The sequence below is a fragment of the Sphingomonas cannabina genome (assembly GCF_021391395.1).
Lineage (GTDB): Bacteria > Pseudomonadota > Alphaproteobacteria > Sphingomonadales > Sphingomonadaceae > Sphingomonas > Sphingomonas cannabina.
In genome coordinates, this window is record NZ_CP090059.1 from 2,566,420 (window position 1) to 2,590,588 (window position 24,169).

General features: G+C 68.0%; 23 protein-coding genes. 4 read left to right on the top strand and 19 right to left on the bottom strand.

Features of this window, described 5'->3' with window-relative positions:
• Positions 1-36 precede the first annotated feature (36 nt).
• The 12 genes from rpmE to rpsB all read right to left on the bottom strand — a co-directional run bounded on the left by rpmE (position 37) and on the right by rpsB (position 11,452).
• The gene (gene rpmE, locus LZK98_RS12315; RefSeq protein WP_233782677.1) at positions 37-267 is read right to left on the bottom strand and encodes a 50S ribosomal protein L31; all 231 of its coding nucleotides are present in this window, start codon (positions 265-267) and stop codon (positions 37-39) included.
• 98 nt (positions 268-365) lie between these two features.
• Positions 366-848 (bottom strand): 3-hydroxyacyl-ACP dehydratase FabZ, encoded by a 483-nt coding sequence (gene fabZ / locus LZK98_RS12320; RefSeq protein WP_233782678.1) that lies wholly within the window; start codon positions 846-848, stop codon positions 366-368.
• Complete coding sequence (locus LZK98_RS12325) at positions 845-1,510, bottom strand: OmpH family outer membrane protein (RefSeq protein ID WP_233782679.1); 666 nt, start codon at positions 1,508-1,510, stop codon at positions 845-847. Before LZK98_RS12325 ends, fabZ begins: the two co-directional genes overlap by 4 nt.
• Positions 1,510-4,224, bottom strand: coding sequence for an outer membrane protein assembly factor BamA (gene bamA, locus LZK98_RS12330; RefSeq protein WP_233782680.1), 2,715 nt, complete (start codon positions 4,222-4,224; stop codon positions 1,510-1,512). The genes LZK98_RS12325 and bamA overlap by 1 nt, the downstream gene beginning before the upstream one ends.
• A gap of 109 nt (positions 4,225-4,333) precedes the next feature.
• Complete coding sequence (gene rseP, locus LZK98_RS12335; protein WP_233782681.1) at positions 4,334-5,422, bottom strand: RIP metalloprotease RseP; 1,089 nt, start codon at positions 5,420-5,422, stop codon at positions 4,334-4,336.
• A gap of 14 nt (positions 5,423-5,436) precedes the next feature.
• Complete coding sequence (locus LZK98_RS12340; RefSeq protein ID WP_233782682.1) at positions 5,437-6,591, bottom strand: 1-deoxy-D-xylulose-5-phosphate reductoisomerase; 1,155 nt, start codon at positions 6,589-6,591, stop codon at positions 5,437-5,439.
• Complete coding sequence (locus LZK98_RS12345) at positions 6,588-7,361, bottom strand: phosphatidate cytidylyltransferase (protein ID WP_233782683.1); 774 nt, start codon at positions 7,359-7,361, stop codon at positions 6,588-6,590. Before LZK98_RS12345 ends, LZK98_RS12340 begins: the two co-directional genes overlap by 4 nt.
• 1 nt (position 7,362) lies before the next feature.
• The gene (locus LZK98_RS12350) at positions 7,363-8,103 is read right to left on the bottom strand and encodes an isoprenyl transferase (protein WP_406693344.1); all 741 of its coding nucleotides are present in this window, start codon (positions 8,101-8,103) and stop codon (positions 7,363-7,365) included.
• Positions 8,100-8,657 (bottom strand): ribosome recycling factor, encoded by a 558-nt coding sequence (gene frr / locus LZK98_RS12355; RefSeq protein WP_233782684.1) that lies wholly within the window; start codon positions 8,655-8,657, stop codon positions 8,100-8,102. Before frr ends, LZK98_RS12350 begins: the two co-directional genes overlap by 4 nt.
• Before the next feature lie 12 nt (positions 8,658-8,669).
• Positions 8,670-9,392 (bottom strand): UMP kinase, encoded by a 723-nt coding sequence (gene pyrH / locus LZK98_RS12360; RefSeq protein WP_233782685.1) that lies wholly within the window; start codon positions 9,390-9,392, stop codon positions 8,670-8,672.
• 179 nt (positions 9,393-9,571) lie between these two features.
• Positions 9,572-10,504 carry a translation elongation factor Ts gene (tsf, locus tag LZK98_RS12365; RefSeq protein ID WP_233782686.1) on the bottom strand — a complete coding sequence of 311 codons (933 nt, stop codon included), beginning with the start codon at positions 10,502-10,504 and terminating at the stop codon, positions 9,572-9,574.
• 90 nt (positions 10,505-10,594) lie between these two features.
• Positions 10,595-11,452, bottom strand: coding sequence for a 30S ribosomal protein S2 (gene rpsB, locus LZK98_RS12370; protein WP_233782687.1), 858 nt, complete (start codon positions 11,450-11,452; stop codon positions 10,595-10,597).
• Positions 11,453-11,749: 297 nt separating this feature from the next.
• Between rpsB and LZK98_RS12375 the strand changes: the two genes are divergently transcribed.
• Positions 11,750-11,974 (top strand): hypothetical protein, encoded by a 225-nt coding sequence (locus LZK98_RS12375; RefSeq protein ID WP_233782688.1) that lies wholly within the window; start codon positions 11,750-11,752, stop codon positions 11,972-11,974.
• Here LZK98_RS12375 and LZK98_RS12380 read toward each other — a convergent pair.
• On the bottom strand, positions 11,925-12,734 hold the full coding sequence (locus tag LZK98_RS12380) for a CDP-alcohol phosphatidyltransferase family protein (RefSeq protein ID WP_233782689.1): 810 nt from the start codon (positions 12,732-12,734) through the stop codon (positions 11,925-11,927). The two genes, LZK98_RS12375 and LZK98_RS12380, sit on opposite strands and share 50 nt — an antisense overlap.
• Positions 12,734-13,462, bottom strand: coding sequence for a phosphatidylserine decarboxylase (locus LZK98_RS12385; protein ID WP_233782690.1), 729 nt, complete (start codon positions 13,460-13,462; stop codon positions 12,734-12,736). The genes LZK98_RS12380 and LZK98_RS12385 overlap by 1 nt, the downstream gene beginning before the upstream one ends.
• 111 nt (positions 13,463-13,573) lie before the next feature.
• Here LZK98_RS12385 and LZK98_RS12390 point away from each other — a divergent pair, with 111 nt between their 5' ends.
• On the top strand, positions 13,574-14,794 hold the full coding sequence (locus LZK98_RS12390) for an NADP-dependent isocitrate dehydrogenase (protein WP_233782691.1): 1,221 nt from the start codon (positions 13,574-13,576) through the stop codon (positions 14,792-14,794).
• A 124-nt stretch (positions 14,795-14,918) separates the two neighbouring features.
• On the opposite strand, the gene ybaL is transcribed toward LZK98_RS12390, so the two are convergent.
• On the bottom strand, positions 14,919-16,505 hold the full coding sequence (gene ybaL / locus LZK98_RS12395) for a YbaL family putative K(+) efflux transporter (RefSeq protein WP_233782692.1): 1,587 nt from the start codon (positions 16,503-16,505) through the stop codon (positions 14,919-14,921).
• Between the two features lie 100 nt (positions 16,506-16,605).
• Here ybaL and LZK98_RS12400 point away from each other — a divergent pair, with 100 nt between their 5' ends.
• Positions 16,606-18,387, top strand: a complete 1,782-nt coding sequence (locus LZK98_RS12400; protein WP_233782693.1) for a cation:proton antiporter domain-containing protein — start codon at positions 16,606-16,608, stop codon at positions 18,385-18,387.
• 85 nt (positions 18,388-18,472) lie between these two features.
• Positions 18,473-19,030: a hypothetical protein gene (locus tag LZK98_RS12405; RefSeq protein WP_233782694.1), complete on the top strand. Its 558-nt coding sequence runs from the start codon at positions 18,473-18,475 to the stop codon at positions 19,028-19,030.
• A gap of 39 nt (positions 19,031-19,069) precedes the next feature.
• On the opposite strand, the gene LZK98_RS12410 is transcribed toward LZK98_RS12405, so the two are convergent.
• The 4 genes from LZK98_RS12410 to LZK98_RS12425 form a co-directional block, all read right to left on the bottom strand.
• Positions 19,070-19,564, bottom strand: a complete 495-nt coding sequence (locus LZK98_RS12410; protein ID WP_233782695.1) for a hypothetical protein — start codon at positions 19,562-19,564, stop codon at positions 19,070-19,072.
• A 67-nt stretch (positions 19,565-19,631) separates the two neighbouring features.
• On the bottom strand, positions 19,632-22,289 hold the full coding sequence (alaS, locus tag LZK98_RS12415; protein WP_233782696.1) for an alanine--tRNA ligase: 2,658 nt from the start codon (positions 22,287-22,289) through the stop codon (positions 19,632-19,634).
• Between the two features lie 85 nt (positions 22,290-22,374).
• Complete coding sequence (locus LZK98_RS12420; protein WP_233782697.1) at positions 22,375-22,908, bottom strand: tetratricopeptide repeat protein; 534 nt, start codon at positions 22,906-22,908, stop codon at positions 22,375-22,377.
• A gap of 4 nt (positions 22,909-22,912) precedes the next feature.
• Positions 22,913-24,166, bottom strand: a complete 1,254-nt coding sequence (locus LZK98_RS12425; RefSeq protein ID WP_233782698.1) for a M24 family metallopeptidase — start codon at positions 24,164-24,166, stop codon at positions 22,913-22,915.
• Positions 24,167-24,169: the final 3 nt, after the last annotated feature.

Below are 24,169 nucleotides of genomic sequence, written 5' to 3' on the forward strand. Positions count from 1 at the left end.
CGAACCGGCTCCGGTCCGCGGCGGAATGATGGATGCTTACTTCTTGCCGAGGCTGAGGCCGCCGAAGCGCTTGTTGAAGCGCGCGACCTGGCCGCCCGCGTCGAGGAGCTGCTTGGAACCGCCGGTCCACGCCGGGTGCGCAAGCGGATCGATGTCGAGCTGCATCGTGTCGCCTTCCTTGCCCCAGGTGGAGCGGGTCTCGAACACGGTGCCGTCGGTCATCTGCACCTTGATCATGTGGTAATCGGGGTGGGTATCTTTCTTCACGTCACTCTAGCTCCTGTCGGCGGCTGGTTTCCGACCAGCCAAAAAGGAAGGCGCGCCCCTACATGGGAGCGCGCCCGATGGCAAGTTTCGTCGATGATTCAGGCGCTCGGCGGGTCGGCGATCATCGCGGTGAAATTGGCCTGCGCCGCCACCTGCCCGTCGATCAGCGCGCGGCCGGCGAACTTGGAGACCGTCGCGCGCTTCTGGACGAACTCGACCTCGAGGCGGAGCAGCACGCCGGGCTCGACCGGCTTGCGGAACTTCGCCTCGTCGATCGCCATGAAGTAGACGAGCTTGCCCGAGCCGGCGAGCCCGAACGATTCGACCGCCAGCACGCCGGCGGCCTGCGCCAGCGCCTCGACGATCAGCACGCCGGGCATGATCGGCCGGCCGGGGAAATGGCCCTGGAAGAAGCCCTCGTTGATCGTTACCGCCTTGATCGCGACGATCGACTGGCCGGGAATCAGCTCCTCGACCCGGTCGACCAGCAGCATCGGGTAGCGGTGCGGCAGCGCCGCCATCACCCGTCCGATATCGAGCGGGCCGATGGAGGCGGTGCCGGCCGAAGCCGCTTCGTTCATCGACCCTGCTGCTGCGGACGCGCGGGGGTCGAGGCGGCCGGCGCTGCCGCGGCCGGAGCGGCGCCCGCCGCCTGCTGCTGCTGGCCCGGCTGCCAGTTGGCCGGCGGGGTGATGCTGACCGACGGAACGAGGCGGTCGAGTTCGGTGGTGACGTCGGCGGTGATGTCGGCCGTCGGCTGGGCGAACAGCGCCGCGTCCGGACGGAGCAGGAGCTGCACGTTCTTGCGGGTGGTCGCCGCGGTCACCGCGGGAGCGAGCTGAGCCTGGATCTGCTCGAGCGCATAGGCCTGGGCGCGCTGCGCCGGGGCGGTCAGGCGGGCGAGCTCCTGGTTGCCGGCATTCTCGCGGGTCTGGATCGCCTGCGCCTGGGTACGCAGCGTCGCCTCGGCAACGTTCGCCTTACGGTCCGCCTCGAACTTGGTGTAGAGCGGCTGCAGCTCGGTCTGGATCGCCTTACGGCGGGCCTCGGCCTGGTCGATCTGCGCCTTATAGGTGGTCTGGATCTGCTGCTGGGCAGCGGTCCATGCCTTGCTGCGCGCGACGGCGGCCTCCGGATTGGCGACCGCGATGCCCGCGACCTGGGCGGCCGCCGGCGCGACCAGCGCGACGGTGCCGGGGATCGCCGCGGCGGCGGCGAGCAAAATCATCTTGAACGTCTTCATCAGAACTGAGTCCCTACGTTGAAAGTAATGAGCTTGGGATCGTCGCCCTTCTGCGTGAGGAGGGCCTTGGCGACGTCGATACGCAACGGGCCGAACGGAGAATTCCAGTTCACGCCGAAGCCGACCGACAGGCGCGGCTTCGCCGAATTGCCGAGATATTCCTCGTAGAACGGGTTGGTCGTCGAGGTGAGAACCGTGTTGGGGGTGTCGCCCACGCAAGGGCCACCCGCGGTCGCCGACGAGCCGATGGCGCAGGTGGTGACCGTGGTCGTGCCGGGAACGGTATAGAGCTGACGACCCTCCGAATCCTTGATGTAATCGATAAGGGGCAGCAGCGTCGGCGAGCCGTCCTTGTTGTAGAGCAGGTTGCCGTTGGCATCGCGCGCCTGTGGGAAGGCGGCGGTCGGCAGCGGCTTCTTGAGGCCGAACAGCGCACCGGCCTGGACATAGATCGAGGGCCTGAGACCCATCTCGCGCGCGCCGGCGCCGAGCGGGATTTCGAGCTCCAGGCGGCTCAGGTAATAGGCACGGCCGCCGAGCGCGTCGTCGATGACCTGGTCACGATCCCTGTTGAGCGCCTGGTCGCCCGTCGCCGCCGAGCCGCTATACTGATAGCGCAGCACGCGCGGGCCGACGCCGCGGATGTCGAAGCCGCGGAACTGCGGCTCGCCCAGGTAGAAGCGGTCGGTGATGCGGACGCTGTCGACGCCGGGGCCCTTGTCCCCCTCCAGGCTGTGGATGTAGCCGCCCTCGCCCACCAGCGAGAGGATGAAGCCGCCGCCGACGCTCCAGAACTTCGACCCTTCGGCGCGGCCGCGGATGTAGCGCACGTCGCCGCCGAGACCGGCGAAGTCGGCGCTCAGCGAGAGGCGCTGACCGGCGGTCGGCCGCAGGCGGCTGTTGAGGCTGTCGTAGGAGATCGACAGGCCGATCATCGAGGTCAGACGGTTGCCGATCGCCTCGCAGAGATAGCGGCCGGCCTTGAGCGGATCGCAGACGCCGTTGGTGTAGAAGGTGCTCTTGTCGAGCCCAACGTCGTCCTTGCTCAGCGTATAGCGGCCCGACAGCGTCCAATATTCGGTGAGCGGCACGCCGGTCGCGATCTGGAAACCGGTCGAGACGTTTGAATATGTGGTCTGACGATCGCTGCCCAAGTAATTGAAAGCATTGTAGTCCCGACGGAAGATCGTGCCGCCGAGCGCGATGTTCTTGTCGAGGAAATAGGGCTCGGTGAAGCCCAGCTCGACCGACTTCGAATAGCTCGAATAATTGACCGAGGCGCGCAGGTCCTGGCCCTTGCCGCGGAAGTTGCGCTGGCGGATCGAGGCCTGGAGGATGAAGCGCTCGAGGCTCGAGAAGCCCGCCGACAGGGTGAGCTCGCCGGTCGCCTTCTCCTCGACGTTGGCGCCGAGCACGATGCGGTCGGGCGAAGAGCCCGGGTTCTGCGATATCTCGAACTTATCCTGGAAATAGCCGAGCGAGTTGATGCGGTCGGTCGAACGCTTGACCAGGAAGGTGTTGAAGGCGTCGCCCTCGGCGAGACGCATCTCGCGGCGAATGATCTTGTCCTGGGTCTGGGTGTTGCCGGTGATGTCGATCTTCTCGACGTAGGTGCGGTTGGCTTCCTTGATATGGAAGTTGAGGCTCATCGTGAGCGCTTCGCGGTCACGCTGGAACTCGGGGTCCACGTCGGCGAAGGCGTAGCCGAAGGCGCCGGCGGTCTGGCTCAGCGAGTCGACGGTGTCCTCGACCTTCTTGGCGTTGTACCAGTCACCCTTCTTGATCCCGAGCGTCGCCGCCATCCGCTTGTCGTCGAAGTCGCGGATGTCGCTGTCGACGGTGACGTCGCCGAACTTGTAGCGCGGCCCTTCCTCGACCACGTAGGTGATGATGAAGTCGCGCTTGTCGGGCGTCAGCTCGGCGACCGCAGAGATCACGCGGAAGTCGGCATAGCCCTCGGTCAGATAGAACTGGCGCAGCTTCTGCTGGTCATAGGCCAGGCGGTCCTGGTCGTAGCTGGTGTTCGACGAGAAGATGGTGAGGAGGCGCGCCTCCTTGGTCGCCATCTGCTTCCTGAGCTCGCCGTCCGAGAATTTCTCGTTGCCGATGATGTTGATCTGGCGGACCTTGGACTTCGGTCCCTCGTGGATCTCGAAGATCACGTCGACACGGTTCTGGTCGAGGCTGACCTGCTTGGGCTCGACGGAGGCGCCGAAGCGGCCCTGGCGGCGGTAGAGCTCGATGATGCGCGCGACGTCGGCGCGCACCGCGGTGCGCGTGAAGATCTGGCGCGGTTTGAGCTTCAGCTCCTTCTCGATCTTGTCGTTCTTGAGCCGCTTGTTGCCCTCCAGCACCACGCGGTTGATGATCGGGTTCTCGCGGATGCGGATGACGATGTCGCCGGTGACCGCGCCGTCGATCTGGACGTCCGCCAGCAGATCGGAAGCAAGCAGGTCCTTGATCGCCTGGTCGAGCGTCTCGTTGGTGTAGGGGATGCCGACGCGCAGGCGCGTGTAGCTCAGCACCGTCTCCGGCTCCACGCGCTGCGAGCCCTCGACCCGCAGCGAGCGGATGATGTGCTCCTGCGCCGGCGCGGGCGCGATGGTTGCGGTCACGGGCGGCGGCGGGGTCTGCACCGCAGGCGCCGTCTGGGCGAGGGCGGCGAGCGGCACACCGGCGAGCATCGTGCCAGCGAGCAGTGCCGTGGCACGCATGGAAGTCGTCGAAGCCAAGTTCGGTGTCACCTAATCCCACCCCAGAAGGAAGTCTCTGCCCGCAGGCGCCGCGCCCCCGCGCGGCCCCTGCCCTAAGCGCCCCGGCCGATCAACCCGCCAATCCATGAACCAAGTCGTTGAAAGTGACCAGCAGCATCAAAGCAAGGATCATCGCCAGCCCGCCGCGAAAGGCCCATTCCTGCACCTGTGGGCCGACCGGGCGCCGCCTCACCGCCTCGACTGCATAGAGAAGCAGATGGCCTCCGTCGAGCACCGGAACTGGCAAGAGGTTGATGAATCCCAGATTAATCGAGATGAGGGCCGCCAAATAGAGCAGGTCGAGCCAGCCGAGCGCAAGCTGCTGGCCGGCGATCTGTGCGATCTTGATTGGTCCGCCCAGCTCCTTGACCGAACGATGGCCGGTAATGATCTGGCCTAGCCCATCGGCCATCAGACCGACGATCTGCGCGGTTTGAGCGAGCCCTCGCGCCGGAGCATCGATCAGCGCGACCGGTGCACGCCCGACACCAAGCTGACCGAAATCGTGCATCTGTCCATCGGTTGCGCGCAGCCGCTGGCGTCCAAGCCTGATCGAACGGTCGAACGGCTCTCCATCGCGCGTGATCGTAACGCTAAGCGTGGCGCCGGGGCGCGGCGCGACCAGATTGATCAGATGATCGAAGCCATAGACCGTCTCGCCGTCGATCGCCGTCACTCGATCCCCCGCGACGAGACCTGCATGAGCGGCCGCTGAACCGGGAACGACGCTACCCACGATCGCCCGGCTATCGCCATAAGCTAACGCAAATCCACTGAGCAGCAGCACCGCCAACACGAAATTCGCGATCGGCCCCGCCGCCACCACGATCGCGCGCTGCCACACCGGCTTGGCCTGGAAGGTGCGCGCGCGTTCGGCGGGCGGGAGCTGGAGCCATTCGGCCGAGGGCTGGCTGGCCGGGTTCATGTCGCCGGCGAACTTGACGTAGCCGCCGAGTGGCAGCCACGCGAACTTCCAGCGGGTGCCGCGTCTGTCGGTCACCCCGAAGATCTCGCGCCCGAAGCCGATCGAAAAGACCTCCGCCTTCACCCCGAACAAGCGGCCGGCGAGATAATGGCCGAGCTCGTGCACGAACACGAGCGGACCCAGCACCAGCAGGAAAGCGGCGACGGTCAGGAGAAAGCCGGGGGTTTCGGTCAAGCTACGAACATCCTCTACACGCCAATCTTTACACGGCCACCGGCTATTCTGCGCGCCTCTGCGTCGACGTTCAACACGGCATCGAGGCTGTCCGGCGCACCCGGATCGTAGCGGCCGAGGGTATCCTCGACGATTGCGGCAATTTCGAGGAAGCCGATGCGGCGGTCAAGGAAGGCGGCGACGGCGACCTCGTTGGCGGCGTTGAGGATCGCCGGGCGGGCGCCGCCGGCCTCCAGCGCAGCGCGGGCCAGCCTGAGCGCCGGGAAGCGGACCGGGTCCGGCGCCTCGAAGTCCAGCCGGCCGATCGCGACCAGGTCGAGCGGCGCCATCGGGGTCGCCATCCGCTCGGGCCAGGCGAGCGTGTGCGCGATCGGCACGCGCATGTCCGAGGGACCGAGCTGCGCGAGCAGCGAGCCGTCGCGGTACTCGACCAGGGAATGGACCACCGACTGACGGTGGACGATGACGTCGAGGCGGTCGGAGGGCATGGCGAACAGGTGATGCGCCTCGATCAGCTCGAGGCCCTTGTTCATCATCGTCGCCGAATCGACCGAGATCTTGGCGCCCATCGACCAGTTGGGGTGCGCGACCGCCTGCTCCGGGGTGATCGCGTGCATCGCCGCCGCATCCCGGTCGCGGAATGGACCGCCGCTGGCGGTGAGGATGATCCGGCGCACCGCGTCGCGGTTGCCGGGCTCCAGGCACTGGAAGATCGCGTTGTGCTCCGAATCGACCGGGAGTAGCGTCGCGCCATTGGCCGCGGCGGCGGCGGTCATCACCTCGCCGGCGGAGACCAGCGCCTCCTTGTTGGCGAGCGCGACCGCGCCCCCTGCCCTGATCGCGGTCATCACCGGCCTGAGGCCGGCGCAGCCGACGATCGCGGCCATCGTCCAGTCGGCGCCCATCGCCGCCGCCTCGCACACCGCATCGCCGCCGCCCGCGGTGGCGATGCCGGTGCCGGCGAGCGCATCGCGCAATGCCGGCAGGCAGCTTTCGTCGGCGACCACCGCAAGGCGCGCATTGGTGCGGATCGCCGCCGCCGCCAGCCGCTCGACGTCGCAGTTGGCGGTGAGCGCGAGCACCTCGAACGCTTCCGGCGCGCGCTCGACGAGGTCGAGCGTCGAGCGGCCGACCGATCCGGTCGCGCCGAGGACGGTGACGGTCTTCATCCGAGCCATCTCGGCAGTTCTACCAGCAGCGCGGCCACCGGCGCTACCGCGACCAGCCCGTCGAGGCGGTCGAGCAGGCCGCCATGACCCGGCAGCAGATTGCCCGAATCCTTGACCCCGGCGCGGCGCTTGAGCCAGCTCTCGTAGAGGTCGCCGGCCTGCGCCAGCAGCGCCAGCACCGGCGTCGCCGCAGCGAGGTGGAATGGCAGGCCCGCCCAGCAGTGCAGCGCGAATCCGAACAGCGCCGCCGCGATCATGCCGCCGATCAGGCCGGCCCAGGTCTTGTTGGGACTCAGCATCGGCGCGAGCCTTGGGCCGCCGAACGTGCGACCGGCGAAGAAGGCGCCGATATCGGTCGCCCACACCAGCGCCATCGCCCAGAAGGCGAGCAGCAAACCGTTGTCCTGCTCGCGCAGCAGCAGCAGTGCCAGCACCGGCACGCCGACATAGAGGATACCGCCGCCGATCGCACTGCGCCGGGTCGCCGCGGCGGCGAAGAAGGCAGCGCCGGCGATCAGCCCGAGCGCGAAGAAGCCCGGCCCGGCGGCGAGCGGTGCCGGCGCCATGATCGCGAGCGGCACCGACAGGCTGAACTGCGCGATCCGCCGCTCGCGCCGGGTGCCGCCGCGCAGCGCCGCCCACTCGACCGTCATCAGCAGCGCGGCCACCACCAGCACCAGCCAGAAGGCGAAGCCGCCCGCCCACAGCGCCGTGACGGCGAGCGCGACCAGCACGAGGCCGACCACCGACCGGACGGCGAGATCGGACATGTCAGAGCCCGCCGAACCGCCGCTGCCGCCGCCCGAACGCCGCAACCGCCTCCGCCAGCGCGGCGCCGTCGAAGTCGGGCCACAGCGTGTCGACGAACAGCAGCTCGGCATAGGCCGCCTGCCAGAGCAGGAAGTTGGACAGCCGCTGCTCGCCCGAGGTGCGGATGAGGAGGTCGACCGGCGGCAGCGCGCCGCTCATCAGCTCGCCTTCGAACGCCTGCTCGTCGATCGCCTGCGGGTCGAGCTCGCCCGCGCGGGCCTTCTCCGCCAGGCGGCGGGCGGCGGCAGCGATCTCCGCCTGCGCGCCGTAATTGAGCGCGATCACCACGGTCGGACCGGGATTGTTCGCGGTGCGGGCGAGCACGTCCTCGATCATCCGGACCAGATCGGGCGCCAGCGCGCGCCAGTCGCCGATGATCGCGAGCCGCACGCCCTCGCGCACGAACTCCTCGATGTCGGACTGGATGAAGCGGCGCAGCAGTCCCATCAGCTCGCCGACCTCCTCGGCCGGACGGCGCCAGTTCTCCGAGGAGAAGGCGTAGAGCGTCAGATACTCGATGCCCATCTCGCGCGCCGCGCGCGTGACACGGCGCACCGCCTCGACGCCCTTGCGGTGCCCGGCGATGCGCGGCAGGTGCCGAGCCTTCGCCCAGCGGCCGTTGCCGTCCATGATGATCGCCACGTGGCGGGGTGGCGCCGTCGGCGCGCCCGACCCCACGCGCGGCGCAGCCAAGGGGGTCACTTGCCGAGGATTTCCTTCTCCTTGGCGGCCGCGGCGGCATCGATGTCGGCGATCGTCGAATCGGTGAGCTTCTGCACCTCGGTCTCGTGGCGCTTGCGCTCGTCTTCCGAATAGACGCCCTTCTTTTCGTCGGTCTTGAGGCTATCCATGCCGTCGCGGCGCACGTTGCGGACCGCGATGCGCGCCTTCTCCGCATATTGGCCGGCGAGCTTGGCGAGCTCCTTACGGCGCTCCTCGGTGAGGTCCGGGATCGGCAGGCGGAGCGTCTGGCCATCGACGATCGGGTTGAGGCCGAGCCCGGCCGAGCGGATCGCCTTGTCAACCGGGCCGACGTTCGACTTGTCCCACACCTGCACCGACAGCATGCGCGGCTCGGGTGCCGAGACAGTGGCGACCTGGTTGAGCGGCATGTGCGCGCCATAGACCTCGACCGTCACCGGATCGAGCAGCGAGACGTTGGCGCGGCCGGTGCGCAGGCCCGCGAGGTCGTGCTTCAGCGCCTCGAGAGCGCCGGCCATGCGGCGCTCGAGGTCGGATTTGTCATAGGCGGCCATTTAAGTGTCCTCTCAAGCCTGGTTCCGGACGATGGTCGACGTGCCCTCGCCGCGCAGCACGGCGGCGAGATTGCCTTCGTCCCGGATGTTGAACACGACGATCGGGATGTCGTTGTCGCGGCACAGCGCGACCGCGCTCGCGTCCATGACCTTGAGGTCGTCGGCGAGCACGCGGTTGAAGCTCAGCGTGTCGTAGCGCTTGGCGGTCGGGACCTTCTTGGGATCGGCGTCATAGACGCCGTCGACGCTGGTCCCCTTGAACAGCGCGTCGCAGCCCATCTCGGCGGCGCGCAGCGCGGCGGTGGTGTCGGTGGTGAAGAACGGCAGCCCGGTACCGGCGGCGAACAGCACCACCCGCCCTTTCTCCATATGCCGCATCGCGCGGCGGCGGATATAGGGCTCGCAGACCGAGGCCATCGGAATCGCCGACTGGACGCGCGTGTCGACGCCGATCTTCTCGAGCGCGTTCTGCATCGCCAGCGCGTTCATCACCGTCGCGAGCATGCCCATATAATCGGCCGAGGCGCGGTCGAAGCCCTGCGCGGCGCCGGCGAGCCCACGGAAGATGTTGCCCCCGCCCACCACCATGCAGATCTCGAGCCCACTGTCCTTCGCCGCCTTCACCTCCCCGGCGACACGCGCGCACATGGCGGGGTCGATACCGAACTGGCCGCTGCCCATCAGGACCTCGCCCGACAGCTTGAGGAGGATGCGGTTGAAGCGCGGGAGGGTCATGAAGGCCTTGATTTCGTGAGCGGGACAGCGAAGCGGCGCGGACCTTAGAGGTGCCGCGCCGCGAAGGGAAGCGTTGGCCTCAATCGTCATGCCGGACTTGTTCCGGCATCCACGCAGCCGCAGGCGATAAGGCTTGTGAAGACGTGGACCCCGGCACAAGGCCGGGGTGACGGTTGGAGCTACTTCGTCTGCGGAACGCCCGACGCCGCCGCGACCTCGGCGGCGAAGTCGCTGGCTTCCTTCTCGATGCCCTCGCCGAGCTGGAAGCGGACATAGTCCTTGAGCACGATCGACGCACCCGCGTCCTTGCCCGCCTTCGCCACGACGTCGGCGATCGGCGTCTTGCCGTCCATCACGAACAGCTGGCTGAGGAGAGCATTCTCCTTAGCGAACTTCTTGATCGCGCCCTCGACCATCTTGGCGACGATGTCGGCCGGCTTGCCGCTTTCGGCCGCCTTCTCGGTCGCGATCGCGCGCTCGCGCTCGATCACGTCCTGGTCGAGGCCGCTCTCGTCGAGCGCCAGCGGGAAGGCCGCGGCGATGTGCATCGCCAGCTGCTTGCCGAGCGGCTCGAGCACGTCGACGCCCGCGTCCGACTCCAGCGCGACCAGCACGCCGATCTTGCCGAGGCCCGGCGCTGCCGCGTTGTGGACGTAGGGGATCACCGCGCCCTGCGACACTTCGAGGCGCTTCGCGCGGCGCACCGCCTGGTTCTCGCCGATCGTGGCGATGTTGTTGGTCAACACCTCCTCGACGGTCTTGTCGCCGAGCTGCGCGGCCTTGATCGTCGCGAGGTCATCGCCGAGCTCGAGCGCGACCGTGGTCACGTCGCGCACGAACGCCTGAAACTGGTCGTTCTTGGCGACGAAATCGGTCTCGGAGTTGACCTCGACGACCGCGCCCTTCGGCCCCGCGACGGCGACGCCGACCAGGCCCTCGGCCGCGGTGCGGCTCGACTTCTTGGCGGCGGCGGCGAGGCCCTTGGTCTTCAGCCAGTCGAGCGCGGCGTCCATGTCGCCGTTCGTCTCGGTCAGCGCCTTCTTGCAATCCATCATGCCCGCGCCGCTCTTCTCGCGCAGGTCCTTCACGGCAGCGGCAGTGATCTCGGCCATGTCAAAATCCTCTTGGGGAAGGTTGATATATGAACAACGGGGCAGAGCGTGGTTGCGCCCTGCCCCGCCGATGTTTCAGTTCGGCGACGCTCAGGCGTCGATCTGGCGTTCGCCTTCGAGCGCGGTCTCGGGCTCGCTCGCCGCGGCCGGATGCTCGGGATCGGCGGCGACTTCGGCCGGGGTCTCGGCCGGCTCGACGCTCAGCGCCTCCTCGGCCGGCGGCTCGTCCATCGCGCCGAGGTCGCGGCCCGACTGTGCCTGCGCCTGCTGGCCGCCGCGGGTGGCGGCGATCGCCACCGCCTCGCAGTAGAGGCGGATCGCGCGGCTGGCGTCGTCATTGGCCGGCACCGGGAAGGCGATGCCGTCCGGCGACACGTTCGAATCGAGGATCGCGACGACCGGGATGCCGAGCGTGTTGGCTTCCTTGATCGCCAGCTCTTCCTTGTTGGCGTCGATCACGAACATGACGTCGGGCACGCCGCCCATGTCGCGGATGCCGCCGAGCGACAGCTCGAGCTTGTCGCGCTCGCGGGTGAGCTGCAGCACTTCCTTCTTGGTGAGGCCGTGCGTGTCGCCCGACAGCTGCTCCTCGAGCGCCTTGAGGCGCTTGATCGAGCCCGAGATCGTCTTCCAGTTGGTGAGCATGCCGCCCAGCCAGCGATGGTTGACGAAATGCTGGCCGGCGCGGCGCGCGGCCTCGGCGATCGGCTCCTGCGCCTGGCGCTTGGTGCCGACGAACAGCACCTTGCCGCCGGCGGCGACGGTCGAGCTCACGAACTCCAGCGCGCGCGCGAACAGCGGCACGGTCTGCGAGAGGTCGAGGATGTGGACGCCGTTGCGGTCGCCGAAGATGTAGGGCTTCATCTTCGGGTTCCAGCGGTGCGTCTGGTGGCCGAAATGCGCGCCCGATTCGAGCAGCTGCTGCATGGTGACGACGGGTGCCGCCATAGGGATAGACTCCTTCCGGTTGATCCTCTGGGAAGCGATGACCTGACGAGCGCGAGAGCGCCGGCCGGGCACCGGGTTATGGGCTTCCCATGCGGGTTGAGGCGGCGCCCTTAGCCGAAGCGCCGTCCCGATTCAAGCGAACATTGTGGCTTGACGCGCGAACATCAAGAGAACATAACGTGACTCAGTTGAGAACTTCGGCGGCAGCAGCCGTGCGGGTGCAACGGATATCGGCCTCAAACGTCTGGAATCGCGGGATTCCGAGCACGGGGCAGATTTGGATGGGAGCCAAGGGTGATGGCGGTCATTGCATTTCTCGTGTTCGCGGCCGCGTTCGTCGCGGCGTGCTGGACGATCTGGGCGACCGTGGCGCCTGAGGCGGGACGGATCGTCGACCTGCTCGTGCATGGCCCTGCCCTCTCCGCGCCCGTCCTGGCGCCGGTGCCGCCGCGCGGCGGACTGCGGCCGGCGGTCAGGGTGCGGACGGCGATGCGGCCGGCGCTACTGCGCGCAGCTGCCTGACCCGGCGATAGGATGACACGCTGAACGGCAGCGAAGCGATATAAAGCAGGCTGAGCACGCTCAGTGCCTGCCACGGCGCCGACACCAGCGCGGCGCCGATCGCGACCACCACCACGATTGCCTCGAAGCGGATGTTGCGCCTGAGGCGGAACGACGACCAGCTGTAGGTGGCGAGGCTCGACACCATCAACAGCGCGACCAGCGCCAGCCACGGGCCCACCAGCCAGGGCGAGCGGAGCACCGGCTCCTCGGTCCACAGCCAGAGATAGATGGGAAGCAGCGCGAGGCCGGCGCCGGCCGGCGCCGGGACGCCGGTGAGGAAGCCGGCAGACTTGTGCGGCTGATCGGTGAGGTCGATGCGCGCGTTGAACCGGGCGAGGCGCAGCGCGCAGAACACGGCGTAGAGCAGCGCGCCGATCCAGCCGAAGCGCGGCGCGTTGGTCAGCGACCAGAGATAGAGGACCAGCGCGGGCGACACGCCGAAGCTGATCGCGTCGGAAAGCGAATCGAGCTCGGCACCGAACCGGCTCTCACCGCGCAGCAGCCGCGCGATCCGCCCGTCGATCCCGTCGAGGATCGCGGCGATCATGATCATCAGCACCGCCTGCTCCCACTGGCCGGAGATGGCGAAGCGGACCGCGGTGAGGCCGGCGCAGAGCGCGAGCGCCGTCACCGCATTGGGCGCGACCGAGCGCAGCGGAATGCCGCGCGCCTCGCGGCGGCGGCGCAATCGTCGGCGCGCTTCGCCGTCGGTCGCCATTATTGCGCGACGCCGAGGACCGGATCGGCGCCCTTGCGGCCGATCACCGTCTCCCCCGCCACCGCGCGCTGGCCGAGCGCGACCTGGCAGGCGACGTCCTCGGGAAGATAGACGTCGACGCGGCTGCCGAAGCGGATGAGGCCGATGCGCTGCCCGACGACGACGATATCGCCCGGCTTGGCGAAGGTGACGATGCGCCGCGCGACCAGCCCGGCGATCTGGGTGAAGCCGACGCGCATGCCGTCGCGGTCCTCGACCACGAAATGCTGGCGCTCATTTTCCTCGCTAGCCTTGTCCAGGTCCGCGTTCAGGAACTTGCCCGAAATATAGACGACCTGGCGGATCGTGCCGGAGATCGGCGTGCGGTTGATGTGGACGTCGAACACGCTCATGAAGATCGAAACGCGCACGCGGGGCGCTTCGCCCAATCCGTTGTCGCCGGCGAGCTCGGGCGGCAGCGGCACGCGCTCGATCATGGTGACGAGCCCGTCGGCGGGCGAGACGATCAGCCCCTCCCCCTGCGGCGTCACCCGCACCGGATCGCGGAAGAATGCGGCGACCCAGATCGTCAGGCCGATGAGCGGCCAGGTGAGGACGGGCAGGAACAGCCACGCCACGAACGTGATCGCCGCGGCGATCAGCACATATTTGCGGCCCTCGGGATGGACCGAGGGGAAGCGCCACTTGACCGTCGGAGCGCCGGCGGCCGGCTTGTCTGGGGAAGTCATCGCGTAAACCTAACGGCATGGCGCACCGCACACAACGCCGGACCGCTTGATCGCTCCGGCCCTTGTGCCTAGGGCGTTCGCCAAATCCTCCCCTCAAGACAGGAAGCGAGCATGGCGAAGATCAAGGTGAAGACGCCCGTCGTGGAGATCGACGGCGACGAGATGACGCGGATCATCTGGGAATGGATCCGCGAGCGCCTGATCAAGCCCTATCTCGACATCGACCTCGATTATTACGATCTCGGCATCGAGCATCGCGACGCCACCGAGGACAAGGTGACGATCGACAGCGCCAAAGCGATCCAGAAGTACGGCGTGGGCGTCAAGTGCGCCACCATCACCCCGGACGAGGCGCGCGTCGAGGAGTTCAACCTCAAGAAGATGTGGAAGTCGCCGAACGGCACGATCCGCAACATCCTGGGCGGCGTGGTGTTCCGCGAGCCGATCGTGATGCGCAACGTCCCGCGGCTGATCCCGGGCTGGACCCATCCGATCGTCGTCGGCCGTCACGCGTTCGGCGACCAGTACAAGGCGACCGACTTCAAGGTGCCGGGCGCGGGCAAGCTCACGATGAAGTGGCAGGGCGCCGATGGTCAGGTGATCGAGGAGGAGGTGTTCGACTTCCCGGGCGCCGGGGTGGCGATGGGGATGTACAACCTGGACGAGTCGATCCGCGACTTTGCCAGGGCCAGCCTGAACTACGGCCTCAACCGCAAGTGGCCGGTGTATCTGTCGACGAAGAACACGATCCTCAAGGCCTATGATGGGCGGTTCAAGGACATCTTCCAGGAAGTGTTCGAGAGCGAGTTCAAGGCGCAGTTCGACGAACTTGGCATCGAATATCAGCATCGCCTGATCGACGACATGGTCGCCAGCGCGCTCAAGTGGCACGGCGAGTTCGTGTGGGCGTGCAAGAACTACGACGGCGACGTCCAGTCGGACCAGGTCGCGCAGGGCTTCGGGTCGCTGGGGCTGATGACCTCGGTGCTGATGACCCCGGACGGCAAGACGATCGAGGCCGAGGCCGCGCACGGCACCGTCACCCGCCACTATCGCCAGCACCAGCAAGGCAAGGCGACCTCGACCAACCCGATCGCGTCAATCTTCGCCTGGACCGGCGGCCTCAAGTATCGCGGAAAGTTCGACGGCACGCCCGACGTCACCCGCTTCGCCGAGACGCTGGAGAAGGTGTGCGTCGAGACCGTCGAAGGCGGCCAGATGACCAAGGACCTCGCCATCCTGATCGGCCCGGACCAGCCGTGGATGACCACCGAGCAGTTCTTCGAGGCGGTACGCGTCAATCTCGAGAAGGCGATGGCGAACTGGGCCTGAGGGTTTGGCCTTCCTTCCGTCATCCCGGGCTTGACCCGGGATCCAGGACCGCAGGCGACGTCGCTCGTGACCCTGGATGCCGGATCAAGTCCGGCTTGACGGCGGAAGGCTGAATAAGAGCGGGTCAGCCCTTCGCCAGCTCGATCATCCGCCGGGCGATCTCGCGTTCGCCCATGATGGTGTGGGTGGCACCGTGTTCGTCGAGGTGGGCGACCTCCTGATCGCGGTGGGCGCGGGCGACGATACACAGGTCCGGATTGAGCCGGCGCGCCTGCTCGACGATCTGCCCGGCCTCGAACGTATCGGGGATGGCCACCAGCAGCACCCTCGCCTCCCCGATGCCGGCACGGGCGAGGACATCCGGGTCCGCCGCGTTGCCGACGATCATCTCGGCATCGGTGCCTTCGGGTAGCGGGCCGACGTCGTCCTCGGTCTCGATCACCACCAGCCTGCCCTTGCCGATCCCGGCGCCGACCAGCGCGCCGACGCGGCCGTAGCCGACCAGCACGACATGGCCCTTCTTCGGCGCCGGCGGCGCGGGCGCGGCCTCGCGAGGCGGGGCGAGCCGGTCGATCAGCGCGAACAGCAGCGGGTTGAGCATGATCGACAGGATCGCGCCTGCCAGGATCAGATCGCGCGCGTCCGCCGGCAGGATGCCGAGCGATGAGCCGAGCGTGGCGAGGATGAACGAAAATTCGCCGATCTGCGCGAGGCTGGCGGCGATGGTCAGGCCGGTGCGGTTCGGGCGGCCGAAGGCGCGGACGATGGCGTAGGCCGCGATCGACTTGCCGAGCAGGATGATCGCCAGCGTCGCGAGCAGGGCGAGCGTGTCGGTGACGACGATCGCGGGATTGAACAGCATGCCCACCGAGACGAAGAACAGCACCGCAAAGGCGTCGCGCAGCGGCAGCGTCTCCTCGGCGGCGCGCTGGCTGAGCGGCGATTCGGCGAGGATGATGCCGGCGAAGAAGGCGCCCAGCGCGAACGACACGCCGAACAGCAGCGCCGCGCCCGCCGCGAAGCCGAGCGCGACCGCCAGCACCGCCAGCCGGAACAGCTCGCGCGAGCCACTGTGCGCGACCCAGTGCAGGATCCACGGCACCACGCGCCGGCCGACGATCAGCATGAAGGCGACGAAGGCGGCGACCTTGCCCGCCGTCACGAGCAGCGTCCAGCCGATCGCCTGCCCGCCCGAGGCCAGCGCCGGGATCAGCACCAGCGCGAACACCATCACCAGATCCTCGACGATCAGCCAGCCGACCGCGATGCGCCCGCGCTCGGTGTCGACGATCCGGCGCTCGTTCAATGCGCGCAGCAGCACCACCGTGCTCGCCACCGACAGCGCGAGTCCGAACATCAGGCTGCCGCCGGCCGGCCAGCCGAGCAGATGGCCAAGGCCCCAGCCGAGCAGCACCGCGCAGGCGATCTGCCCGATCGCACCCGGCACCGCGATCCGGCGGACGGAGAGCAGGTCCTTGATCGAGAAATGCAGCCCGACGCCGAACATCAGCAGGATGACGCCAAGCTCGGCCAGCTCGTTCGCGAGCCCTTGGTCGGCGACATAGCCGGGGGTGAACGGGCCGACGGCGATGCCGGCGAGGAGATAGCCGATCAGCGGCGACAGCTTCAGCCGCTGTGCGATCGCCCCGAAGATGAAGGCCAGCACGAGCCCGATGACGACGATACCGATCAGCGGCGTGACATGATGCATGGACGGGAGGTTAGGCACCGCAGGCTGCAATTGCGAGCCGGCAGCAACTTTTTGTCACGCGGCACTGGCGCCACCGGCATTTCATCCGCAACAATGGGATATGCCGCTGCCGCTCAATTCCACCGCCTTCAGCGATTCCCTCGTCGTCCTCGGCGCCGCCGGCCTGGTCATTCCCGCCTTCGCGCGCTTCCGCATCAGCCCGGTGATCGGGTTCATCCTGGTCGGCATCCTGGTCGGACCGGCGGGGCTCGGCCGTTTCGTCGGCGAGTTTCCCTGGCTCTATCACCTCACCATCACCCATCAGGAATCGATCGAGCCCTTCGCGGAGCTCGGCATCATCCTGCTGCTGTTCGCGATCGGGCTGGAGCTGTCGCTCAAGCGGCTATGGGCGATGCGCGGCATGGTGTTCGGCGTCGGCGCCGCGGAGTTGCTCGCCGCTGCGGCGATCATCGGCGGTGCCCTCTATCTGTTCGGTGAAGGCGTGGGCGGCGCGATCGGGCTCGGCCTGGCGCTGGCGCTGTCGTCGACCGCGCTGGTGCTGCCGCTGACCGGGACCGAGAGCCGCGTCGGCCGCGCAGCCTTCGCGATGCTGCTGTTCGAGGATCTGGCGCTGGTGCCGATCATCTTCCTGCTCGGCGCGCTCGCGCCCTCCGCCGGGGGCGAGGGCTGGGCCGGGCTCGCCCGGGTCGCGTTGCAGGGGGCGCTGGCGGTGGGGGCGCTCTTCGTCGTCGGGCGTCTGGTGCTGCCGCGCCTGTTCGGCCAGGCGGCGCGGACCAAGAGCCCGGAGCTGTTCCTGGCCACCAGCTTGATCGTCGTCATCGCGGCGAGTCTGGTCACCGTAGCGGCCGGCCTGTCGCCGATCGTCGGTGCGTTGGTCGCCGGCATCCTGATCGCCGAGACCGAATATCACAGCGAGGTCGAGGTGATGACCGCGCCGTTCCGGGGCCTGGCGCTCGGTGTGTTCCTGATCACGGTGGGAATGCGGCTGGACCTTGGCGTGGTGGCGGCCGAATGGAGCCGCTTCCTCGTCGCGATCGTCGCGGTGATGCTGGTGAAAGTGGTCGTCACCGGGGCGCTGCTGCGCCTGTCCGGCAGCGGCGTCGGCACTGCGGCCGAGACCGCAGTTCTGATGGCGAGCCCGTCGGAGACGACGCTGATCGTGCTCGGCGTGGCGGGCGGCGCGGCGCTGATCCAGCCGTCGACCGCCGCCTTCTGGACCACCGTCACCGCGATCGGGCTCACCATAACGCCGCTGCTCGCCAAGGCCGGGCGCGGAATCGCACGGATGCTGGAAGACCGCGAGGAGATCGGCGAGCCCGAAGTCGCCGAGCGGCCGGGAACGGTGGTCCTGGGCTTCGGCCGCGTCGGCCGCACCGTCGCGGACATGCTGAAGGCGCATGGCAAGCCCTATCTCGCGATCGATGCCGACATCGACGGCGTGAACGCGGCGCGGCGCGAGGGCTATCACGTCATCTTCGGCGACGTCGCGCGCAGCGAGCTGGTCGACCGGCTGCGGCTCGGCCATGCCGACGCGCTCATCCTGACGATGGACGATCCGGTGCTGACGGTGGCGCTTGCCCGCCGCGTGCGCGCCTGGGTGCCGCATCTGCCGATCGTCGCCCGCGCCCGCGATGCCGCGCATGCCGCGGAGCTCTACAAGGCCGGCGTCACAGATGCGGTGCCGGAGACGCTGGAGAGCTCGCTCCAGCTCGCCGAGGCGGTGCTGGTCGACATCGGCGTGGCGATGGGGCCGGTGATTGCCTCGATCCACGAGAAGCGCGACGAAATGCGCAAGAGCATCAAGGAGGCGGCTGGGCTGGACCGCGAACCGCGCATCCGGCGGGTGCGATCGCATCCTTCAGGCTCGATTAATCCCGCCTGAGGCTGCATCCGTCGCAGTTGGAGCGCGGGAACCGATCGTGTGACACTATCGTTCCTTGGCTCAAATGACGTGGAGATTTTTTGGAATGAAGGCTTCTACCTATCTGCTTGCGGCTGGCCTGATGATCGCGCCGGCCATTGCGTCGGCTCAGACCGCCCCGGCGGCGCCGGCCGCCGGCCAGGCGGCAGCTCCCGCGGTGGGTGACACTGTCTATGATTCGACCGGCGCGACGATGGGCACTGTCGAGGCGGTGACGCCGCAGGCCGTCGTGATCAACACCGGCACCGTCAAGGTTCCGGTGCCGCCGACGTCGGTCGGCAAGGATGCCAAGGGCTGGCACATGGCGATGACCAAGGCCGACCTGGAAGCGGCCGGCCAGCAGGCGCAGGCAGCCCAGCAGGCGCAGCTCAAGAGCGCGCTGACCCCTGGCGCGCAGGTCCACGCCAGCGACGGCACCACTGTGATCGGCACCGTCAAGGCAGCGGACGACCAGTTCGTCACGCTGACCAGCTCGAGCGGCCGTGAGGTCAAGCTGCCGATCGCCGGCTTCGGTGCCGGCCCGAACGGCGTGGTCGTCGGCATGACCGCGGAGCAGTTCAACGCCGCGGTCGGCGGCGCGGCGGCGCCGACGCCGGGCAACTGATCGTTATAGAGCCGGCCGGGCGCGAGCAGCCCGGCCGGTTCAATGTCTTACGAGGCGCACCGTTACTCCGCCGTCGGCCGTGATCGTCTGAGGTCGGCCGGGCACCAGATCGACAGCCTGAGTGAACTCGATCGTTCGTGTGCCCGGTGGCAGCGGACATTCGCTTTCGACTGGACGCGTCCAGCTGAGCGACACTTGGATACGTGCTGCGTTGTCTATATCGCGTTCGGGGCGAAGCTCTATGCGAAAGCGACCGCTGGACATTCCCACGATGTAGCGAGGGCGCGCCTCCGGGCAGATTTCGATCGGCGCTTGGGTCACGTCGCTCCGCGCCATTGATGAACTGCCTTGCGCAACGCGGAGCTGACCCGCCCAGATCGCCTTACCTTCCGCGTGAACGTCGACGTCAACGATATAGGAAACGCGAACCTCTCGCGTGCCAGGTTGGGTCGGCGGAGCCGGAGGCGCGGCGATGGGAACCGGATAGCTGGGCGGAATGGCCTGAACCACCGCCGCAGCAAGTAGGATTGACATGGCTCTTTCCTCTCGTCTCGCGGAGAGGACTAACGCCCGATCCTTGCATTTCCTTCAACCGAAAGGGTTACGCCGCCGCCTTCACCTCTTCCAATGCGGCCTTCACCGCCGCGATCGCCTCGCTTCCCTTGTCGCCGTCGGGACCGCCGCCTTGGGCCATGTCAGGCCGCCCGCCGCCGCCCTGCCCGCCCAGCGCCGCCACCGCTGCCTTGACCAGCTCGACCGCGTTCAGCCGTCCGACGAGATCGTCGGTGACGCCGACCGCGACCGAGGCGCGGCCGTCGTTGACCGCAACCAGCGCCGCCACCCCGGAGCCGACACGCGCCTTGGCCTCGTCGACGGCGCCGCGCAGGCCCTTGGGCTCCAGCCCCTCGATCACCTGGCCGATGAAGCTCACGCCGCCGACCTGCTCCGGTCCGGCCGTCTCGGCCTTGCCGCCGCCGCCGAGCGCCAGCGCCTTCTTCGCTTCGGCAAGCTCACGCTCCAGCCGCCGCCGCTCCTCCAGCAGCGATACCACGCGCGCCGGCACCTCGTCGGGCGAGGCCTTGAGGGCCGCGGCGGCTTCCTTGAGCTTGTCGTCGCGGGCGGAGAGATAAGCGCGTGCCGCCTCGCCAGTCAGCGCCTCGACCCGGCGGATACCTGAGGACACAGCGCCCTCGCTCACCACTTTGAAAAGGCCGATCTCGCCGAGCGCATTGACGTGGGTGCCGCCGCACAGTTCGAGCGAGTAGGTGCCGTCGGCATCCTCGCCCATGCTGACGACGCGGACCTCGTCGCCGTACTTCTCGCCGAACAGCGCCATCGCGCCCATCTCGATCGCGTCTTCGGGGGTCATCAGCCGCGTGGTGACGACGCCGTTGGAGCGGATCTGCGCGTTCACATCGGCCTCGACCTGGGCGAGCTCGGCCGGGAGCATCGCGGTCGGGTGGCTGACGTCGAAACGCAGACGGTCGGGCGCGACTAGCGAGCCCTTCTGCGCGACGTGGGTACCGAGGCGTTCGCGAAGGGCAGCGTGCAGCAGGTGCGTTGCCGAGTGGTTGGCGCGGATGCGCGCGCGGCGGTCGAGGTCGATGACGAGCCTGACGGTGTCGCCGACGCGAAGCTCGCCGCTCTCGATCGTGGCGAGATGGCCGTGAAGCTTGCCGACGTGCTTTTGGGTATCGGTGACCACCGCGTGCACACCGTCGCCGTCGATCGTGCCGGCGTCGCCGACCTGGCCGCCGCTCTCGGCGTAGAAGGGCGTCTGGTTGACGACGATCTCGACCGTGTCGCCCTTCCCCGCCCGATCGACCCGCGCGCCGTCCTTGACCAGTGCGACCACCTCGGCCTCGCCGGTGTCGCTGGCATAGCCAGTGAACTCGGTCGCGCCCTTGTCCTCGGCGATGTCGAACCAGATCTCCTCGCTCGCCTTGGCGCCCGAGCCCTTCCAGGCGGCGCGGGCGGCGGCCTTCTGCTCGGCCATGGCGGCATCGAAGCCGGCGCGGTCGACCGCGATGCCCTGGGCTCGGAGCGCGTCCTCGGTCAGGTCGTAGGGGAAGCCGTAGGTGTCGTAGAGCTTGAACGCGGTGGCGCCCGGGAGCGTGTCGCCTTCGCCCAAGCCTTGCGTCGCCTCGTCGAGCAGGCGCAGGCCGTTCGACAGCGTCTGGCGGAAGCGTGTCTCCTCCTGGAGCAGCGTCGCCTCGATCAGCGGCTGGGCGCGGACCAGCTCGGGGAAGGCGGCGCCCATCTCGGCGACCAGCGACGGCACCATGCGGTGCATCAGCGGTTCCTTGGCGCCGAGCAGGTGCGCGTGGCGCATGGCGCGGCGCATGATGCGGCGCAGGACATAGCCCCTGCCCTCGTTCGCCGGCAGCACGCCGTCGGCGACGAGGAACCCCGAGGAGCGGAGGTGATCGGCGATGACGCGGTGGCTCGCCTGGTTCTCGCCGGTGGTGGGCGTGCCGGTGAGCGCGCCGCTCTCGGCGATCAGCGCCTTGAAGGTGTCGGTATCGTAATTGTCGTGGACGCCCTGCAGCACCGCGGCGATGCGCTCCAGGCCCATGCCGGTGTCGATAGACGGGCGCGGCAGGTCGCCGACGATCTCGTCATTCTCCTGCACGAACTGCATGAAGACGAGGTTCCAGATCTCGACGAAGCGATCGCCGTCCTCGTCGGGCGACCCCGGCGGGCCGCCAGGGATATGCTCGCCGTGGTCGTAGAATATCTCCGAGCACGGACCGCATGGGCCGTCGGAGCCCATCGCCCAGAAATTGTCCTTGGTCGGGATGCGGATGATCTTGTGGTCGGGAAGACCGGCGATCTTCTTCCACAGATCGAACGCCTGGTCGTCGGTGTGGTAGACCGTCGCGGTAAGCTTCTCGGCCGGAATGCCCCACGTTTTCGTAAGGAGGGTCCAGGCGTGAAGAATTGCCTGTTCCTTGAAATAGTCGCCGAACGAGAAGTTGCCGAGCATCTCGAAGAAGGTGTGGTGCCGGGCGGTGTAGCCGACGTTGTCGAGATCGTTGTGCTTGCCGCCGGCGCGGACGCACTTCTGCGAGCTGGTAGCGGTCGAATAGGGGCGCGTCTCGAGGCCGGTGAAGACGTTCTTGAACGGCACCATGCCGGCGTTGACGAACATCAGCGTCGGATCGTTCTGCGGCACCAGCGGCGCCGACGGCACGCGGGCGTGGCCCTGGCTCTCGAAATAGTCGAGGAAGGATCGGCGGATGTCGTTCGTCGAGGTCATGGGGGCGACTTAGTTGCGCGACGCGCTTCGCTCAAGCGAAACACTCCGATCAGGGCGATAGACTCATATCCGGATCGGGCGACGCTCAGGGAAGCGCGCCGAGATCCGTCGCCACACGATCAATACTATTGCGGAGTTTGACGTCTCTCACCTCCTTTGCCAGCAGGCGCGCCAAGATTGATCTTGCCTCGTCCTCCCGCCCTGCACGGGATAGAGCGATTATGCGATTCAGGTCCGTGATGTCCGGCTGATCACCGAACATTCCCGCAGACCGTTCGTATACCTCCAATGCCGCTTCGTATTCGCCGTTATCCGAAAGATAATTGCCCAGCAGATTCGCAAGGCGCCAGACGGGCTTCTTCGCTAACCCTTCTCGTAAGGTGGCAATCGCTTCCGGACAGTCACCGCGTTCATACTGCACGGCAGCGAGCAGTTCATATCCCCCGGTGAACCGAAAGCTTAGCAACTGTCGGCCGATGCGTGCTGCATCATCGAAACGCTGCTCCGAAAAGGCAGTCATTCCCTGACCGAATAAGGCCTCGGCATCCGCCTGGCTGAGTCCGGGCGGTGGACCGGACCGCCGACGCAGGCGCCACCAAACTCGACGCAGCACCTGCATGGCCCTACCCTAGCGGCGCGTCGATCGACCTCGGCGGTTCGCTGAACCACTTCGGACCCGCCTCGGTCATGTGGAAGCAATCCTCCAGACGCACGCCGAACTTGCCGGGCAGGTAGATGCCGGGCTCGTTCGAGAAGCACATGCCTGGGGCGAGGCGCGTGGTCTCGCCGTGGACGAGGTTGACCGGCTCGTGGCCGTCGAGGCCGATGCCGTGGCCGGTGCGGTGCGACAGGCCCGGCAGCGCATAGCGCGGGCCGTAGCCCCAGCGCTCGTATTGCGCACGGACGGCGTCATCGACGCTGCCAGCCGGAGCGCCGAGCCTCGCCGCGGCGAAGGCGACCTGCTGGCCCTGGCGGACCTGGTCCCATACCTTGCGGACCTCGGCCGAGGCGCTGCCCTTCACGAAGGTGCGCGAGACATCCGACTGATAGTCCTGGACGGTACAGCCGCAGTCCATCAGCAGCAGCGCGCCGTCGGTCATCTTCTGCGGCTTTCTGCTGCCGTGCGGATAGGCGGCCGATTCGCCGATCAGCGCCATCGAGAACTCCGGGCTGCCGCCGAGCTTGCGGGTCGCGGCGCTCATCAGAGCGCCGATGTCGGCCTGGCTCATGCCGGCCTCGACCCGCTCCCACGTCCAGCGATAGGCGGCGATGGTCACGTCGGTCGCCTTCTGCATCAGCGCGATCTCGGCCGGCGTCTTGATCATGCGGCAGCCGCGCACCACCGGATTGGCCGAGACCAGCTTCGACGCCGGCAGGTCGCGCGCCAGCGTGTCGGGAATGAAGAAGCGCACGGTCTCCTCGATCCCGACCGGACGGCCGGCGAGCTTGCGGTCCTTGAGGAAGCCGGCGACGACGGCGAGCGGATCCTCGTCCTCCTGCCACACGCGGACCTCCGCAGGGACGGCAAGCGTCTCGCGCATCCGCGGTTCCTCGAAAAAGGGCGAGACGATGCACGGCTGCCCCTCGACCGGCAGCACCGCGAGCAGCGCGCGCTCGCTGCGGCCCCAGCGGATGCCGGTGAAATAGACGAGGCTCGATCCCGGCTCGACCAGCACCGCCCCGATGCCGTGCGCCCGCATCAGCGCCTGCGCACGGGCGAGACGGCGGGCACGTTCCTCCGGGCCGATCGGTACCGCGTCGCCGGTGATATCTCTGAGCGCCGAGAGGTCGGGATCGGCGGCGCGGAGCAGGCCGGGCGTGGCGAGCAGCGGCAATGCGGCGGCGGCCCGGACGAGGCGGCGGCGGGTCAAGATCATGGT